We start from the raw sequence: 14241 nt of genomic DNA, 5'->3' as shown, positions 1-14241 counted from the left end.
GCTATACCGCTCCCTTCACCTTATCGATAATCGATGCAATGAGCTCCTTCTTATCTTCCGAAAATTCCAAAGTGGTCATTTCCCGATAAAAATCCTCAAATAATGATAGTTCTGATTTCATATTTCCTTTTATCGCTTGAAATGATTGCTTTGTCTTCAAGTCTATTTGATCGATTTTTCTTTCCAAATGAAGAACATTTGGATAGACTTTGCGAAGCTTATTAATTGGATCTAGTAATGCTCCATGATCTTTTAGCGTAATTTTAAAATAATCATCCAGTTTTTGATTTTGATAGAAGGATGGATCTAATATTTCCTCCAAATAGCCTTCCAGTTCTCTCATATCTTGCTTTGGTTTTAAGGTCCGCTCTTCGATTTGGATGTTTCCTTTTTCATCCATATTAATGATAGATACCGTCTTCCGTTGCTTCGCTTCTGAAAAGGAATATTTTAATAGAGATCCAGAGTATCGAATGAAATCATGCTGAATGGCATCTGGACTGTGCAAATGGCCGAGGGCAGTATAGGAAAAAGGACTAAAGCAATCATTGGAGACACATCCTGATCCGCCGACTGACAGTATTCTTTCGGAATCAGTGGTTTTGCCTCCCAGTACAAAAGCATGTCCAACAAAAACATTCGGCTCATTTGGATTTAAGGATTCTTCGATTCTCCCTACTATCGTTCTCATAGCATCATCATGAGACTGGATTGATTGATCATCCAATACATCCCTGACTAAACCTGGCTCCGAATAAGGAACTAAATAAAAATTAACCCCGTTTAGATGGATGGGATCTAGATTTCTAGTTAATTTTCCATTCATAAAAAACTTGCTTCTCCGGTACCAGGAAGAACCGAAAGACAATCTTTCAGCACTATCATGATTCCCTGAAATCGCCAATACCGGGGTGTTCAATTCTACATTAATCTTATATAGGACATCATTTAATAATTCTACAGCATCTGTTGGAGGTACAGATCGATCGTATAAATCCCCCGCAATCACAACTGCATCAGGCTTTTCCTCCTCCACTAAATGAACAAATTGGTCTAATACATATCTTTGCTCTTCGGTCATATAAATTCCGTGTACGAGCTTGCCTAAGTGCCAATCTGCAGTATGAATAAACTTCACTGCTATCACCTCAACTGGATCATTTGATAATACTATTATAGCAAAATGGGAAAGTACTTCTTACTTTATGTGGATAATTTCAAGAAAGCATACAAAAAGGGGAATACTCGTTCTTATGATACTCTATATGAAATTAACTATATTTTAAAAGTATTATGTTGTAACAGACAAGAAGAAAGCTTATGAGTTTATACCTAAAACTCAAAAGACACCGAAATTATTGAAGATCAAAATGAGATATACAAAGAAGACCCTTTTGTATCGAAAGGGCTCTTTATATGCCTCCAAACCTTTTTGTAATATTCTAACTCTCCTGACTTTTTATGTAATTTTTATTCTTTTCAATCGGATCCATATATTTTTCCACTAGGGGATTTCCATGTAACAGGGAAAAAGATTTGTTAGATTTGAATAACTTTTTGCTGTTGCCACTTTTTCTATAGCTTCTTCCCGATTTTTTATCTTTCTCCTCGAGAAATTTAAATTCGAGTAAGCTTAGTATCTATCCTGTTGAAACTCCTTTTTCTCATTTCGGATACTGTTATTGATCCTAATTTTTTTAAGATGAAGCCACTTTTGAATGATAAGTGCTTTTTCTTGAGTATTGTCAAGATGTTAGTCCACTCCATTATGGACAAAGCGAATAAGCTATATGTATTGAATGTAAGACTTTTCATTTGGGAGTGTGAGAATAATGCCAGCTTTTATAGGAAATTCTCAAATTTTAAATGTAGGAGGAACTGCGGCTGTTAATTTTGGAGATACTGCATTCATTTCGCCAAAGACTGCAGCTAAAACCACACATGGTTCAAGTGGAGGTGGAACAGCTGTAATCAACATAGAATTTACTGCTTTCAGTATAAATAATACGTTTGACACTAGCATCTTTGAACAGCCTATGACAGGAAATAATTAAGAAGCACCCTCTCATTTGAGAGGGCGTTTGTAGATTTTAGTGATTCACATGCTGTTTGGATATTACGGTTCATTCTCATGATTTTAATTTCAATCAACTTTCTCCTGATACAATTTATCTTTACGTTTTTATCCTTGTTGGAGGTTTCCTTTTTTTTCAGTTCCTCCAACTTCTTTCTTGTATCTCGGTTTAAATGATCAACTAATTTCATTTATTCATCTTTTGGCAAAATAAAAGCACCCTTTTAGGATGCATTAATTAAGGTAATTTTATATACTTGCGTTTTTTTATTGGCATTACGAATAAGCATGGAAGAAATGCTACAATCACCACTATAAATAATAGGATTCTGTTCAATTTTAAACGTTGTTTTCTAAATAAATTCACAACTGCTTCCTCCTTCAAGATTGATAGTACATACTTTGTAATTTATGAAAAAGAAAGAGGGTTTGTACATTTCATTTATCTTAGGGCTTTTATACATTTTTAAATGGGCCTTTTTCAAATATATTTAAAATAAAAAGAAACCAGATATGAACTGCTCCCCAATAGTTAGATGGTGTCTAACCATTGGGGGGCAGTTCATATTTGCTGGCCCTTTCAAAAATAATTATATTTTACCTTCTAATTTTAGAAACTCATCTACTAAACTTGCTATAATATCAATTTGATCCTTCTTAAGCATTTTAATTTTTACATAAAGTGATTCGGATCTGTTCTGAGTTTTAATTAATCCAGTTTGTTTATCCATTAAATCTAAATAATTCAAATTAAAAAATTTAGCCATCTTTTGCAGGGTTTCGATACTGGCTTCGACTTCACCGCGTTCAATACGAGCAACGGTTGCATTTGATACCCCTAGCATTGAAGCGAAACTTCTTTGGCTTGAATATCCATTATTTTCTCTAAGCTCTTTAATATATTGACCAAATTCTTTATTGTCGACCACTTAACTTTCCACTTCTTTCTACTTTAAATTTCATCATTATCGTAAATGGAGAATTTAAAATAAACAATGGAAATTCTTTCTTGTAAATTGCATTAATAAAAAGGAATCAATCTCCCATTTTACATGTGTCAAAAAGTAATCGGTAAAGCTATTGCACACAAATCAGGTTCCTTCAAAGTAACTATCAAAATGCAAAAAAAGGAACTAAGCTTTCAATTACAGCTACTGATAAAGCTAAAAACGTAAAAACTATTATTACGAATAAAATAAAAGCCCCTCTCTGATGAGAAGAGCTTTTATTGAGTTTGAGACATTCTAAAGAGTTAATCTTAATTTGTGAAAATGACAATTAAAATATTCTACTTTCACCGCAATTTTGGCTACCTCATCCTATTATTCTTTTTTGCATTAAAAAAATCGCCTCTCTTTTGTTTAATATCATCAGTACCCCAATGTATTGTTTTGTCCAATTGATTCAACTTCGGTATATGTTTTGAACAATGAATATAAGCTTCATCCACATTGACTACAACCCATCGTTCTGGCTTATTACCTTCTTTTTCGTTTATATCATTAACCATTTTTTCTGACACTTTTAACGAAGATAATTGGTTATTTTCAATAATAGAAGCTTTCCCATTGATGTGCAGTCCAACTTGATGTTCAAAAAAATCTATAAACAATAGTCCTATATGGGGATTTTCTATAATATTTCCTAAGCTTGCCATAACACCGTTTCCTCTATATTCAGGATATATCAATGTTTTTTCATTAATAACACGCACAAAACCTTTTGATCCAGCTTTAAAAGAAGAGTCACAGTTTCCGTTTGCATCAGCTGTCGCTATAAACACCATACCTTGATTCGATATAAATTTCGTCATTTCTTCATTTAAATAACTGAGCATTTGATTATTATAAAAAGCTATAGCTCTCTTCGTAGTGCCATATTGTTTTTGCAGTATTCGTTCTCCTTGAGACAATTCTGTACAATCCTTTCAATGCTTTTTGTAATCATTTTACTAATTTAGTTTAACAAAAAACTGATGAAAGTACTTCTCAGAAAAAACACAGCAAATAGAATAAGCACTGTCTCTCATTAAGAGGATGGCTCTTGTACAAGGTGAAGGTACCTCACCCTCTACATTCAGAAATATTATGTATAACTTATGACAATTAAAATATACCTCCTTCACCCGTAACTTTTGGCCAATTTTAATTAACAAGGTTTGGAAGACCTCACGATAAATCAATCCGTTAAATCAAGAGATAAATCAACGTATTCCAATTTAAAAGACGTGCACGGGGCTAGGCTTGCCCCACACCAATTGCGATAAAAAAGCGAAGTTTTCTCCAATTGCGGATTATACAGGACCTATTTTAACCCACGCTGTCCATGCACCTGTACTATCGACATACCTACTCCATAATTAGTTTGTCATATACTTCCTGTATTCCTGCCTATCCCATCCGTTACCTCCAACTCTGTAAGTAGTAACGGTTCCGGCTGTGTTACAAGGGAAACGAGTTGCACCAGCAGTATGTCGGCATCAAAACTAGGATATTGACTATGTGACATAAATATTAACCAAATTTGTAACCTTTAAAATATACCATTTTACTCTCTTTATTTTTATTAACACTAACAGTTAAACCAAATGTACCTTTTTTACCTACATCTTCAAAGTAAGTTTCAAAGCCGTTAGGATCTTCTAAAACTAGTTCCATATCATTTCCTACTTTTTCGTATAAACGATATGTTAAGCTATCAGAGTTATTCAAAGTTCCGTTATTTGAACTATAATAGTAGAACCCAATTGTGTAATTATTGGTGTAAGTGTTACACTTGATACAGCAGAAACATTATTTGTAGAAATTAACAGTGGTAACATGATTACACTTGCTATTACTGACTTAATCATTTTCATTAGTCTATTCCCCCGATAGTTTTTTCTAATATAATTCTTCCATTCCTACATTTACCATTATTCAAGATTAATATAGAACTTGAAGTGTTCATTAGGATAATTTTACTAGTCAATTTTAACTATATAGAAATGAAAGAGGATACTAACTTCCACAAATAAAAAAGACCTCCACAAGTTTTATTAAGGAGATCTTTTCTCTACAATATAATTGTATTAATCTTTTAATTTCATGCTTAGATAGATTATCTTTATCCTTCTTGGAGTAGATGGTCAGTAAGTAATTTTCTTTATCATCTTTAATAACCTAATAAATCAATCTAAATCCATTAGACTTTCCTACATTAGCACTTGTATTTGCGACAAGAAAAATTCACAAGGTTTCAATTATAAGTAATCCTGTGTAACCTTTGTATCTATAATAAATAACTCAGGGTATGAATTGTTAACGTTTGATAAACCTTTATATTGCATATTATGGCGGGACTGCCTGGGAATCGAACCCAGCAGAGACGGCACGCGCCTCCCAAAAGGTTTTGAAGACCCCGGTATGCACCAGCAACACAATCAGCCCCGTAACACTTTTATCATTATAGAGAATATGGCAGCTATTCACAAGTAAAAGAATTCTTATGTATTTAAGCTTGTCTGTTCGTTTGAAACTTTACTATAATGTTAATAGATAGTCTTAGGAGGTTTATTGGATGGTGCTTCATGGTTGGTTTTTATTATTTATCCTCTTCTGGGTTGTTGTGCTAGTTTCATTAATGGCAATCGGAGGATTTTTTATGTTCCGGAAATTTTTAAAGAAATTACCGAAGGAAGATGGAAAATCCATTATGGATTGGGAAGAACATTATGTTAGTTCCACCCGTAATCTTTGGACAAATGAAAATAAATTATTGCTGGAGGAATTGGTAAGTCCGGTACCAGAATTATTCCGAGATGTAGCTAGACATAAAATCGCTGGTAAAATTGGTGAAATTGCGCTCGAGGACAAAGCTAAGTCCATTACTCAAGATCACGTTATTCGGGGATATATTTTGGCAACACCCAAAAGGGATCATAAATTTCTAAGAAAAAAGCTTAATGAAATGCAAATAGATGTAGCCCCATACGAGCATTTATTTTAGAAAATGATTTACAAAAAAAGCGAAGCACTGTTCCTAGTGCTTCGCTTTTTTAAACGCCTTTAGTTTGTATATTTTCGTCCATACCGCTTGCTAATTTTCTGTATTGCAAATACATTGCAATTCTCCATGGCAATATCATACCGAATGCTAGAAGGAAAAACATTCCGCTAAGCTGGCCAAGGTCAATCTCCGAACTGAGTACTACCTTCATCACAATCCGAATCACTAAAAGTCCGATTAAAATAAATGGAAATGCTTTCGAGCGCTTTAAAAAAATATCATTCTCTCTCACTTCAAAGCGTGAAGTCTTGATCAATAAGGTTGAAAAAACCATCCCAACCACTACAGCTTCCGCTACTTCACCAAAAGACAACCGAAAATACGGTACTACAAACATTAAGAAACCAGTACTCATAAAGATTGGCGGCAAAATAATTTTTTTCACAGAAACAGGTTTATTTGATGCCTTCAGCCTAATAAATATGACCATTGCACCCATACATAAGGCTATGATGGATGAGACAATTATTTCCGTCATATACAATCATCCTCTTCACATTGTTGTTATTCTTATATAATTTAAATTCCCATACCCTATTAACAAAGTTTACATATTTATTATAACGATTTTTGTTTAGAACACAAATGCATAAGACATGAACAATAAAAAACCTAATCAAATTGACAGTTGGATTGGTAGGGGAAAAAAGAAAAAACCATTCGAAATGTTGCTTCGAATGATTTTTACAATACTCTGCTAATCGCAGCATTTACTCTACTTTCATCAAATGGTTTTACAATATAATCTTTTGCACCAGCTTCAATGGCACTTAACACCATTTGTTGCTGTCCCATGGAGGAACACATGATGATTTTGGCATCGGGAAATTCGCTAATTATTTGTTTCACCGCTTCAATTCCAGTCATTTCAGGCATGGTTATGTCCATTGTAACCACATCAGGCTTAAGTGTTCGATAAAGTTCTGTTGCCTGCAGTCCGTTTTCCGCTTCACCAATAACTTGATGATTACCGTTCTCTAGCATATTGGTCAGCGTAACTCTCATAAATTTTGCATCATCTACTACAAGTACTTTTGCCATAGATGCTTCCCCCTCATCCCTAACAGCATTTTTCCGAACGTACTATCAACAATCTAACTATATCAAATTGCCTATAAGAGATGCAATCAAATTGATGAAAAATTTAAAAACCTTGAAATCCACCGAATAATAGAGACATATAGCTGGTAATTAAAGTCATCCAGTCAAAGAATAGGGCTATTCCCATAAGAATCATTATCACGCCGCCAATTTTGACAATCTTGGCACTATGCTTGCGGATCCATTGCAATTTCCCGATGAAAAAGGATAACACAAAAAATGGGATAGCAAATCCAAGTATATATCCAATCATATAGAAGACTGCTGATCCTGGATTATTTACAGTTAAAGAAAATACCGCTAAAAGAATCGGTCCTGTACATGGTGTCCATCCTGCGGCAAAGGCAATACCAATCAGAACGGATCCAATAAATCCGAGTGGACGGCTTTTAAATTGATATTTGTGCTCTTTCATCAAAAATTTTGGTTGTATCAGCCCTATTACTACCAATCCAAAAAAGACGATAAGAATTGCTCCGATTTGTCTTATCCAATTCTTATAATCACTAAAAAAATTACCTATAAAGGAACTACTATAGCCTAAAGCAATAAATACAATTGAAAAACCAAGTATAAAGCATAATGTATGCAGCATACTCCTCTTTTGAAGCATGGCGTTTTCTGTTTTTAGCTCATTTACAGACATTCCGGTTATATAGGAGATAAAAGCTGGATAGAGGGGCAGGCAGCATGGAGAAATAAAACTTAGAAAACCAGCACCAAGTGCTAGAAAAAAATTCAAATCAACACTAGACATAAATCACAACTCCTGATAATCACTCAACCATGTTGGTGTTTTTAACGATATGAATACGTTATTACTAATATATTACCAAATTTATGATATATAAATGAATAGAAAGCTTGTGAAGTTTTTGTGGCACTTGATTCTTTCTTATTTGTATGTTCTAATATTTTCATCCAATAGGTTCTTACATAAATTAGAATAACTGGAGAAAAGGGAACTTCTTTTTTGAAAAAGTGTAAAAGATTGGTTATACTAGTACTAAATATATTATATTACTAATTGTTCATCATGTTTACTTATAAATGAAAGGACCACAGCCGTGACAAAAGAACAACTATCTATGCTAATTGAAAAAAAACGGGCTCAATTAATAGAAATTGTCATGAATGAAGGATTACATTCTCCCAATACCATTTTTTACAGTCAAGAATTGGATACTTTACTAAATAAATATAACCAAAATTACATTAACAGAAAAACAACCACTTCTGTATTGACGACTAATTAATATAAAACGAGCGAAAAAAAATTCGCTCGTTCTTTTTTTATATACTATGCTCTACTTGCTCTGTCATTCCATTTTGTAATAAATACATTTTGTGATATAAACCACCGATAGAAATTAATTCTTGATGTGTTCCTCTTTCCACTACTTCCCCTTGATGGAGAACTAGTATTAAATCTGCATCCTGAATGGTAGATAGTCGGTGAGCAATGGCAATAGTTGTACGGCCTTTTCTCATCTTTTGAAGTGCCTCTTGAATTAATTCTTCTGTTTCTGTATCAATATTTGCCGTTGCTTCATCCAATACTAATATTTTCGGATCGGTAGCAATGGTTCTTGCAAATGCAATTAATTGGCGCTGTCCGCTTGAAAAGGTTGCACCGCGTTCTACTACTTTATGAGAATATCGTTCATCCATCTTCTCAATAAAACTGTGTGCTTGCACAAACCGTGCCGCTTCCTCTATTTCATTATCTGTAATGTGGATATTATGAAGTCGAATATTGTCTTTAATCGTTCCATAGAATAAAAATGGATCTTGAAGAACTAACCCCATTTTTGTTCTTAACTCCTCTATCGGATATTCCTTTATAGACTTACCATCTAAAAAAATATCCCCTTTTTCAAATTCATAAAATCTCATCATTAAGTTAATAATGGAACTCTTACCACTTCCCGTATGGCCAACTAATGCTATGGTTTGACCTGGTTTTGCTACAAAAGATATATTTTTCAGCACTTCCCGTTTACCATCGTAGGAAAAGCTAACATTTCTAAATTCGATTTCCCCCTCATGTATTCGCAGTTTCTCATTCTCAAGCTGTGCTGGAGATACTTCCGTTTCATCCATTACTTTAAAAATTCTGGAGGATGCTACAATCGCCTGTTGAAACATAGAAAGCCGAAACATCATTTGATTCACAGGTTCAAAGAATCTGTCCAGATAATTTATAAATGCATATAATACCCCAATTTCAATGGTGTGATTAAAGGATGATATCCCGAAAAAGCTTAATACAATGATTAAGGCAAATACATAGATTAAATCAATAGCTGGTCGAAGCAATAAACCGTCAATTTTTATATTTCGCATTCCAGCCTTATAGTGTCTTTCATTAATATCAGCAAATTCTTTTCTAAGCCGCTTCTCTTGACGAAAGACTTGAATGATGGACATACCCTGTAGTGATTCATTTAGTTTTGCATTTAATTGGCTTAAGCGCTCACGCATTTCTTGGTAAAAGACAGAGCTGAATTTCCGATATAATACCATTACATAAAAGATAAGCGGTAAAATACATAAGCAAAACAATGCCAGTTTTGTATTTAAGGAAAACATAGCAATAAATATACCAATTAGTAGAAATGCACCTTGGATAAAAGTAACCATTACATTCACGAACATATCAAAGATAGCTTCCGTGTCATTCGTTATACGAGAAACAATACTTCCTGCAGGTGTTTTGTCAAAATATCGCATTCCTAAGGTTTGAACCTTTGAATATACATCTATCCTTAATTGCTGAATAATTTTTATAGCAATTTCCTGAAATTTAAAGATTTGAAAATAAGAAATTACTACTTTAAATATTTGAATCCCAATATAAAGACTTGCTAATGTAACAAGCGGTTTATATGGAAAGTGGCGTGGAGTTAAATAATTATCGATGAATTTTTGAATAATAATCGGACCATATATATCCCCTAAAGTCGCTAGCAGTAATAATGTAAAAGCGAATACAATAATCTTTAAATGGGGTTTTGCATAGCTCATTAGCCGAAATAATACTTTTCGTTGTTCCTTCCCGGACATTGTTGAAATTTTATCCATATTATTTCCCCCCATGCTCTACAAGCTCTTCCAGCTGTTGGCGTTCGTACATCTCTTTATACCAACCGCCCTGCTCCATTAACTGCTCATGATTTCCACGTTCTAGTATTTTTCCATCTTCCAATACGAGAATTAAATTCGCATGTTTTATTGCACTTAATCGATGAGCAGTTATAATCGTTGTTTTGCCGGTTCTTTCTTCCTTTAATGCTTTTAAAATGGACTCTTCTGTTTTCGCATCTACCGCTGACAATGAATCATCCAGAATCAATACCTCCGGATCCATAATAAGTGCCCTAGCAATCGAAATCCTTTGTTTTTGTCCTCCGGATAAGGAAACTCCCTTCTCCCCCACTACTGTATCGTATCCATCCGTAAATTGAACAATATCATGATGAATATGGGCAAGCTTGGCTGCTTCCTCTATCTTTTCTTTTTCAATGAAAGGATTCGTAAAGGCAATGTTTTCTCCAACTGTCGCGGAAAATAGAAAATGATCCTGCGGAACATAGCCAAGGGCTTCCCTCAATCGATCCATTTTATAATCTTGTATGGAATAATCCCCGAATGTTATTTTCCCTTCATATCCTTCAAATTCGCGGATTAACAATTTTAACAAGGTTGTTTTTCCCGATCCCGTCTTACCGACAATTCCAAGCGTTTCTCCTTGATTTATAGAAAAATAAATATTTTGTAATATCTCTTTTTCTTCATTTGGATATCGGAAAGCATCTATTTTGTATGAGATGGAACCAGTTGGAGCTTCATTCATCGCATCAAGATTATCCTTAATTTCCACCTGTTCTGCTAGTAGTTTTTTCACCCGATCATTCGATGCCCTTCCTCGTTCCATAATATTAAAAATACTTCCGAACGCTAGCATCGGCCATGTCAGTAATCCAATATAGGTTGTAAAAGAAATTAATTGGCCAATCGTTAATTCATTATGGATTACAAGCCTTGACCCAAAAATGATGGATAGGAAGAATGATAAAGCAATAATAATCGAAATAGTTGGATCGAACAGGGCATCTATTTTGGAAACAGCTATATTTTTTTTCACTACATCATCTGATTGCTTAACAAAGGACATTATATCCTCTTTTTCCTGTCCAAAGGTTTTAATGACCTTTATTCCATTTATGCTTTCCTGCGTTTTATCGTTCAAACTAGAGAATGCCTCTTGTGCTTTATGAAATCTCTTATGTAATATGGACCCGTACAAGCTTGTTAAGATGGCCATTATAGGCATCGGTATGAGTGCAATAAGCGTCAACTTCCAGCTAATAGTAGCTGCCATTGCAATAATAACCGAACCTCCGGTCATAATGGAATCAACCAGTGTTAACACGCCGCTTCCTGCTGTTCCTTGTATCGCCTGCAGGTCGTTGGTGGCATGAGCCATCAAATCTCCTACACGATTTTTTTGATAAAAGGATGGAGACATATTCGTAAAATGATGGAAAAGCCTGTTGCGAAGAACACGTGCGAGCTTATAAGAAGATCCAAAAATCATAATTCGCCAATAATACCTAAGTACATACATTAATGCAGCCACTACAATTAACACAATAACCCACTTGGTTAGTAGGGCTGGCGTCAGCTTGTTATCCTTAATCTCATCCACTATATACCCAACTACTTTAGGTGGTACTAGTTGTAATACAGCAACAAAAGCTAATATGGATATGCCTATTATATAAGGCTTCTTTTCCTGTTTAAAAAACCACATTAAATCAATGAAGACCCGCATATTAATTCCCCCTCCCCGCATATCAATATCTGAATTTACAAACGCTTTCTAATTTTAACAAATATTTAGCCTTTAGAAAAGAAGGAGAGACTATTACTTATGTAGAAAAAATATTTCTATATTACTCCTTTGGCAAGATGTATATTTTCCAATGCAATAGACATTCTATTACATAGAGGTGAATAAAATGGAAAATTTTAAGGATAATTCTCCTAATAATGATCAGATCATGGAAAAAGTGAACAAAACCTTCGACAATTTCGCTGAGGACGTTAGAAATGATGTACAAACGGATAATCAAACGAGTCAGCAAAGCGACCAAAATGTTATGAATGCAATTGATGAGGCGGTAAATGTGTTTAATAATAATAATCCGTGGCAGGATTAGAAGAAACGAAGAAAAAGCCACTATCTCTCATGAAGAAATAGTGGCTTTTTAACTGTTGATTGTTTATTATTTCATTTGCTTGTTCATCGCATTCATCATTTGATTGATTTTCTTCTGCGACGGTTTCATACCCATTTGTGTCATCATCATTTTAAGCATTTGTTCATTAATTGGTGGATTTTTCTTTAAGTAGTTCATCATATATTTTCGTGCTATGAAAAATCCGATGGCAATTCCTGCAAGTAGTGCCACAACGATTAGTAAATAACCCCACCAAGCCATGTATTCTATTTCCTCCTTCATGTTGTCTATTTATCAGTGTACTAAATCCTCAACCATTATACAATATTTCCATTGTCTTTCAAACGAATTTTCGTTCTTTCAGTGGTTTTATCCACCCAAATCGTTCATTTTCAATATCTATTGCCAATAATCGTCCGTCATATTTTTTTAAAGCCTCCAAAAAGATAGACTCCGAATCAAAGTGACCCCATGCATGTAAAATCAGCATTTGCTCTCTTATTTGCAGCTCCACTCCATTTTCACTGCTATTTCTTTTAGAAAGATACTTTTCTCCATCCCATATCATTTCACTCTTCCTTAAAAAGCTTTGATTAAGTAAATGGTGAATATTTAATATAGGAAAAGGTTTGGTTATATAGTTTATTTGCTTCCTAATAATTTCTTTTAAGCTCCCAGAAACGTATAAATACTGCAAAAATAAATCGTAAAACATTCGTTCTCGTCCGTAATAATAATCTGCGACCTCGTTTTCAATAGAATAAATTTGATAGGATCTCATGAAAAATCTCACTCCCGAGTTTTTTCTTTCCTATCATTATATATGAAATAAGAAATAGAGCGTGTCATAAATTGTTTAAAAATTATGTTTATTTTGTCGAATTATCGCGAAACTATAATTTTATAATAATTTTTATATAATTATTTAAGGCAGATAAAAAGGGAACCCGTCATACTCCGTTCTCATTAATAGTTCTGAAACAGTAACCATTTCATATCCGGCTTTTTTTAATTGCGGTAAGATTATTTCCAGTGCTTTAACAGTTTGACTCCTGTCTCCGCCTCCATCATGCATTAATATAATATCCCCTGGCATTGTATCGGAGAGAATATTTTCTGCAATTTTTTCTGCACCAGGTTCTTTCCAATCCTTTGAATCTTGATTCCATGTCCATATAATTACACGGTAACCGGAATTTCTTGCAGTTTGTACAATTTTTTGATTATAATAACCGCCAATTGGGCGAAAAAATGCAGTACTTACACCAGTGATTTCTCTAATTATTTCCTCTGTCTTTTTTAATTCCTTTTTTAAATGTTTTTTCGATAAATTACTTCTAAAATGATGACTGAATGTATGATTTGCAATTTCATGTCCGTTTTTTACTTCCTCTTGTACAATTTCTGGATATTGTTTTACAAGTTCTCCTATGACAAAAAAAGTTGATTTTGCATGATACTTCTTTAAAAGCTTTAAGATATCAGGGGTATATTCTGGATGAGGTCCATCATCAAAGGTTAATGCCACGAGTTTTTTCTGAGTTCTTGCATTCCATACCGCATCTCCTGACTTTTCGATTTCAAATCTCATTGTAGATTTTGACAAAGCTATATTATTTCCTGATAAAGCACTGCCAGCAATTAATATTAATGCAAATATCCACATTTTTTTCATAAGGGTATCCTCTCAGTAAAAATATCATTTAATAAAAGTTTCCCTTTTAATCGTTATGATATGACTCAAAATTAATGGAAAATTACAGTACGCTGGCG

At 33.9% G+C, this 14241-nt stretch carries 17 protein-coding genes and 1 tRNA gene; 4 read left to right on the top strand and 14 right to left on the bottom strand.

All coding sequences use genetic code 11. The features are described from left to right. Position 1 precedes the first annotated feature (1 nt). Positions 2 to 1138, bottom strand: a complete 1137-nt coding sequence (locus KHA87_RS05020) for an exonuclease SbcCD subunit D (RefSeq protein WP_213093001.1) — start codon at positions 1136 to 1138, stop codon at positions 2 to 4. A 694-nt stretch (positions 1139 to 1832) separates the two neighbouring features. Between KHA87_RS05020 and KHA87_RS05015 the strand changes: the two genes are divergently transcribed. Continuing rightward, positions 1833 to 2054, top strand: coding sequence for a spore germination protein (locus tag KHA87_RS05015; protein ID WP_213093000.1), 222 nt, complete (start codon positions 1833 to 1835; stop codon positions 2052 to 2054). A gap of 610 nt (positions 2055 to 2664) precedes the next feature. On the opposite strand, the gene KHA87_RS05010 is transcribed toward KHA87_RS05015, so the two are convergent. The 5 genes from KHA87_RS05010 to KHA87_RS04990 all read right to left on the bottom strand — a co-directional run bounded on the left by KHA87_RS05010 (position 2665) and on the right by KHA87_RS04990 (position 5503). Then, positions 2665 to 3003 (bottom strand): helix-turn-helix domain-containing protein, encoded by a 339-nt coding sequence (locus KHA87_RS05010; RefSeq protein ID WP_213092999.1) that lies wholly within the window; start codon positions 3001 to 3003, stop codon positions 2665 to 2667. A 380-nt stretch (positions 3004 to 3383) separates the two neighbouring features. Beyond that, complete coding sequence (locus tag KHA87_RS05005; protein ID WP_249310135.1) at positions 3384 to 3986, bottom strand: pyridoxamine 5'-phosphate oxidase family protein; 603 nt, start codon at positions 3984 to 3986, stop codon at positions 3384 to 3386. A gap of 601 nt (positions 3987 to 4587) precedes the next feature. Beyond that, positions 4588 to 4731: a hypothetical protein gene (locus KHA87_RS05000; protein ID WP_213092998.1), complete on the bottom strand. Its 144-nt coding sequence runs from the start codon at positions 4729 to 4731 to the stop codon at positions 4588 to 4590. Positions 4732 to 4781: 50 nt separating this feature from the next. Beyond that, entirely contained in the window at positions 4782 to 4925 is a 144-nt protein-coding gene (locus KHA87_RS04995; protein WP_213092997.1) for a hypothetical protein, read from the bottom strand. A 481-nt stretch (positions 4926 to 5406) separates the two neighbouring features. Beyond that, a tRNA-Sec gene (locus tag KHA87_RS04990) sits at positions 5407 to 5503 on the bottom strand. Positions 5504 to 5635: 132 nt separating this feature from the next. Between KHA87_RS04990 and KHA87_RS04985 the strand changes: the two genes are divergently transcribed. Continuing rightward, complete coding sequence (locus tag KHA87_RS04985; RefSeq protein WP_213094246.1) at positions 5636 to 6061, top strand: DUF2621 domain-containing protein; 426 nt, start codon at positions 5636 to 5638, stop codon at positions 6059 to 6061. 49 nt (positions 6062 to 6110) lie between these two features. Here the strand turns inward: KHA87_RS04985 and KHA87_RS04980 are convergent, their stop codons facing one another. The 3 genes from KHA87_RS04980 to KHA87_RS04970 all read right to left on the bottom strand — a co-directional run bounded on the left by KHA87_RS04980 (position 6111) and on the right by KHA87_RS04970 (position 7979). Then, on the bottom strand, positions 6111 to 6599 hold the full coding sequence (locus tag KHA87_RS04980; RefSeq protein WP_213092996.1) for a CcdC family protein: 489 nt from the start codon (positions 6597 to 6599) through the stop codon (positions 6111 to 6113). A gap of 206 nt (positions 6600 to 6805) precedes the next feature. Next, positions 6806 to 7162 carry a response regulator gene (locus KHA87_RS04975; RefSeq protein WP_213092995.1) on the bottom strand — a complete coding sequence of 119 codons (357 nt, stop codon included), beginning with the start codon at positions 7160 to 7162 and terminating at the stop codon, positions 6806 to 6808. 103 nt (positions 7163 to 7265) lie between these two features. Next, positions 7266 to 7979: a cytochrome c biogenesis CcdA family protein gene (locus tag KHA87_RS04970; RefSeq protein ID WP_213092994.1), complete on the bottom strand. Its 714-nt coding sequence runs from the start codon at positions 7977 to 7979 to the stop codon at positions 7266 to 7268. 331 nt (positions 7980 to 8310) lie between these two features. Here KHA87_RS04970 and KHA87_RS04965 point away from each other — a divergent pair, with 331 nt between their 5' ends. Beyond that, the gene (locus KHA87_RS04965; protein ID WP_213092993.1) at positions 8311 to 8478 is read left to right on the top strand and encodes an aspartyl-phosphate phosphatase Spo0E family protein; all 168 of its coding nucleotides are present in this window, start codon (positions 8311 to 8313) and stop codon (positions 8476 to 8478) included. A gap of 37 nt (positions 8479 to 8515) precedes the next feature. On the opposite strand, the gene KHA87_RS04960 is transcribed toward KHA87_RS04965, so the two are convergent. Both KHA87_RS04960 and KHA87_RS04955 read right to left on the bottom strand, forming a co-directional pair. Beyond that, the gene (locus KHA87_RS04960; RefSeq protein WP_213092992.1) at positions 8516 to 10306 is read right to left on the bottom strand and encodes an ABC transporter ATP-binding protein; all 1791 of its coding nucleotides are present in this window, start codon (positions 10304 to 10306) and stop codon (positions 8516 to 8518) included. 1 nt (position 10307) lies between these two features. Next, a complete protein-coding gene (locus KHA87_RS04955) occupies positions 10308 to 12059 on the bottom strand; it encodes an ABC transporter transmembrane domain-containing protein (RefSeq protein ID WP_213092991.1) in 1752 nt (583 codons plus the stop codon). A gap of 187 nt (positions 12060 to 12246) precedes the next feature. On the opposite strand from KHA87_RS04955, the gene KHA87_RS04950 reads away from it, so the two are divergent. Further along, entirely contained in the window at positions 12247 to 12447 is a 201-nt protein-coding gene (locus tag KHA87_RS04950; protein ID WP_213092990.1) for a hypothetical protein, read from the top strand. Between the two features lie 66 nt (positions 12448 to 12513). On the opposite strand, the gene KHA87_RS04945 is transcribed toward KHA87_RS04950, so the two are convergent. From KHA87_RS04945 to KHA87_RS04935, 3 genes are all read right to left on the bottom strand, one after another. Further along, positions 12514 to 12729, bottom strand: coding sequence for a YneF family protein (locus tag KHA87_RS04945; RefSeq protein WP_213092989.1), 216 nt, complete (start codon positions 12727 to 12729; stop codon positions 12514 to 12516). A gap of 79 nt (positions 12730 to 12808) precedes the next feature. Then, the gene (gene sirA, locus KHA87_RS04940; RefSeq protein ID WP_213092988.1) at positions 12809 to 13249 is read right to left on the bottom strand and encodes a sporulation inhibitor of replication protein SirA; all 441 of its coding nucleotides are present in this window, start codon (positions 13247 to 13249) and stop codon (positions 12809 to 12811) included. Between the two features lie 144 nt (positions 13250 to 13393). Next, positions 13394 to 14143, bottom strand: coding sequence for a polysaccharide deacetylase family protein (locus tag KHA87_RS04935; RefSeq protein WP_213092987.1), 750 nt, complete (start codon positions 14141 to 14143; stop codon positions 13394 to 13396). Positions 14144 to 14241: the final 98 nt, after the last annotated feature.

The sequence above is a fragment of the Bacillus sp. FJAT-49736 genome, assembly GCF_018343615.1.
Lineage (GTDB): Bacteria > Bacillota > Bacilli > Bacillales > Bacillaceae_C > Margalitia.
The sequence above is the reverse complement of the archived record's forward strand: the minus strand, read 5'-3'. Positions and strand labels throughout refer to the sequence as shown.

Excerpts from the sequence above, each read along its gene's own strand:
- KHA87_RS04955 (WP_213092991.1), bottom strand. The coding sequence starts at position 12,059 with ATGCGGGTCTTCATTGATTTAATGTGGTTTTTTAAACAGGAAAAGAAG.
- KHA87_RS04960 (WP_213092992.1), bottom strand. The coding sequence starts at position 10,306 with ATGGATAAAATTTCAACAATGTCCGGGAAGGAACAACGAAAAGTATTA.
- KHA87_RS04980 (WP_213092996.1), bottom strand. The coding sequence starts at position 6,599 with ATGACGGAAATAATTGTCTCATCCATCATAGCCTTATGTATGGGTGCA.
- KHA87_RS04975 (WP_213092995.1), bottom strand. The coding sequence starts at position 7,162 with ATGGCAAAAGTACTTGTAGTAGATGATGCAAAATTTATGAGAGTTACG.
- KHA87_RS04945 (WP_213092989.1), bottom strand. The coding sequence starts at position 12,729 with ATGGCTTGGTGGGGTTATTTACTAATCGTTGTGGCACTACTTGCAGGA.
- KHA87_RS05000 (WP_213092998.1), bottom strand. The coding sequence starts at position 4,731 with ATGGAACTAGTTTTAGAAGATCCTAACGGCTTTGAAACTTACTTTGAA.
- KHA87_RS04935 (WP_213092987.1), bottom strand. The coding sequence starts at position 14,143 with ATGAAAAAAATGTGGATATTTGCATTAATATTAATTGCTGGCAGTGCT.
- KHA87_RS04970 (WP_213092994.1), bottom strand. The coding sequence starts at position 7,979 with ATGTCTAGTGTTGATTTGAATTTTTTTCTAGCACTTGGTGCTGGTTTT.
- KHA87_RS04995 (WP_213092997.1), bottom strand. The coding sequence starts at position 4,925 with ATGATTAAGTCAGTAATAGCAAGTGTAATCATGTTACCACTGTTAATT.
- KHA87_RS04965 (WP_213092993.1), top strand. The coding sequence starts at position 8,311 with ATGCTAATTGAAAAAAAACGGGCTCAATTAATAGAAATTGTCATGAAT.
- sirA (WP_213092988.1), bottom strand. The coding sequence starts at position 13,249 with ATGAGATCCTATCAAATTTATTCTATTGAAAACGAGGTCGCAGATTAT.
- KHA87_RS04950 (WP_213092990.1), top strand. The coding sequence starts at position 12,247 with ATGGAAAATTTTAAGGATAATTCTCCTAATAATGATCAGATCATGGAA.
- KHA87_RS05015 (WP_213093000.1), top strand. The coding sequence starts at position 1,833 with ATGCCAGCTTTTATAGGAAATTCTCAAATTTTAAATGTAGGAGGAACT.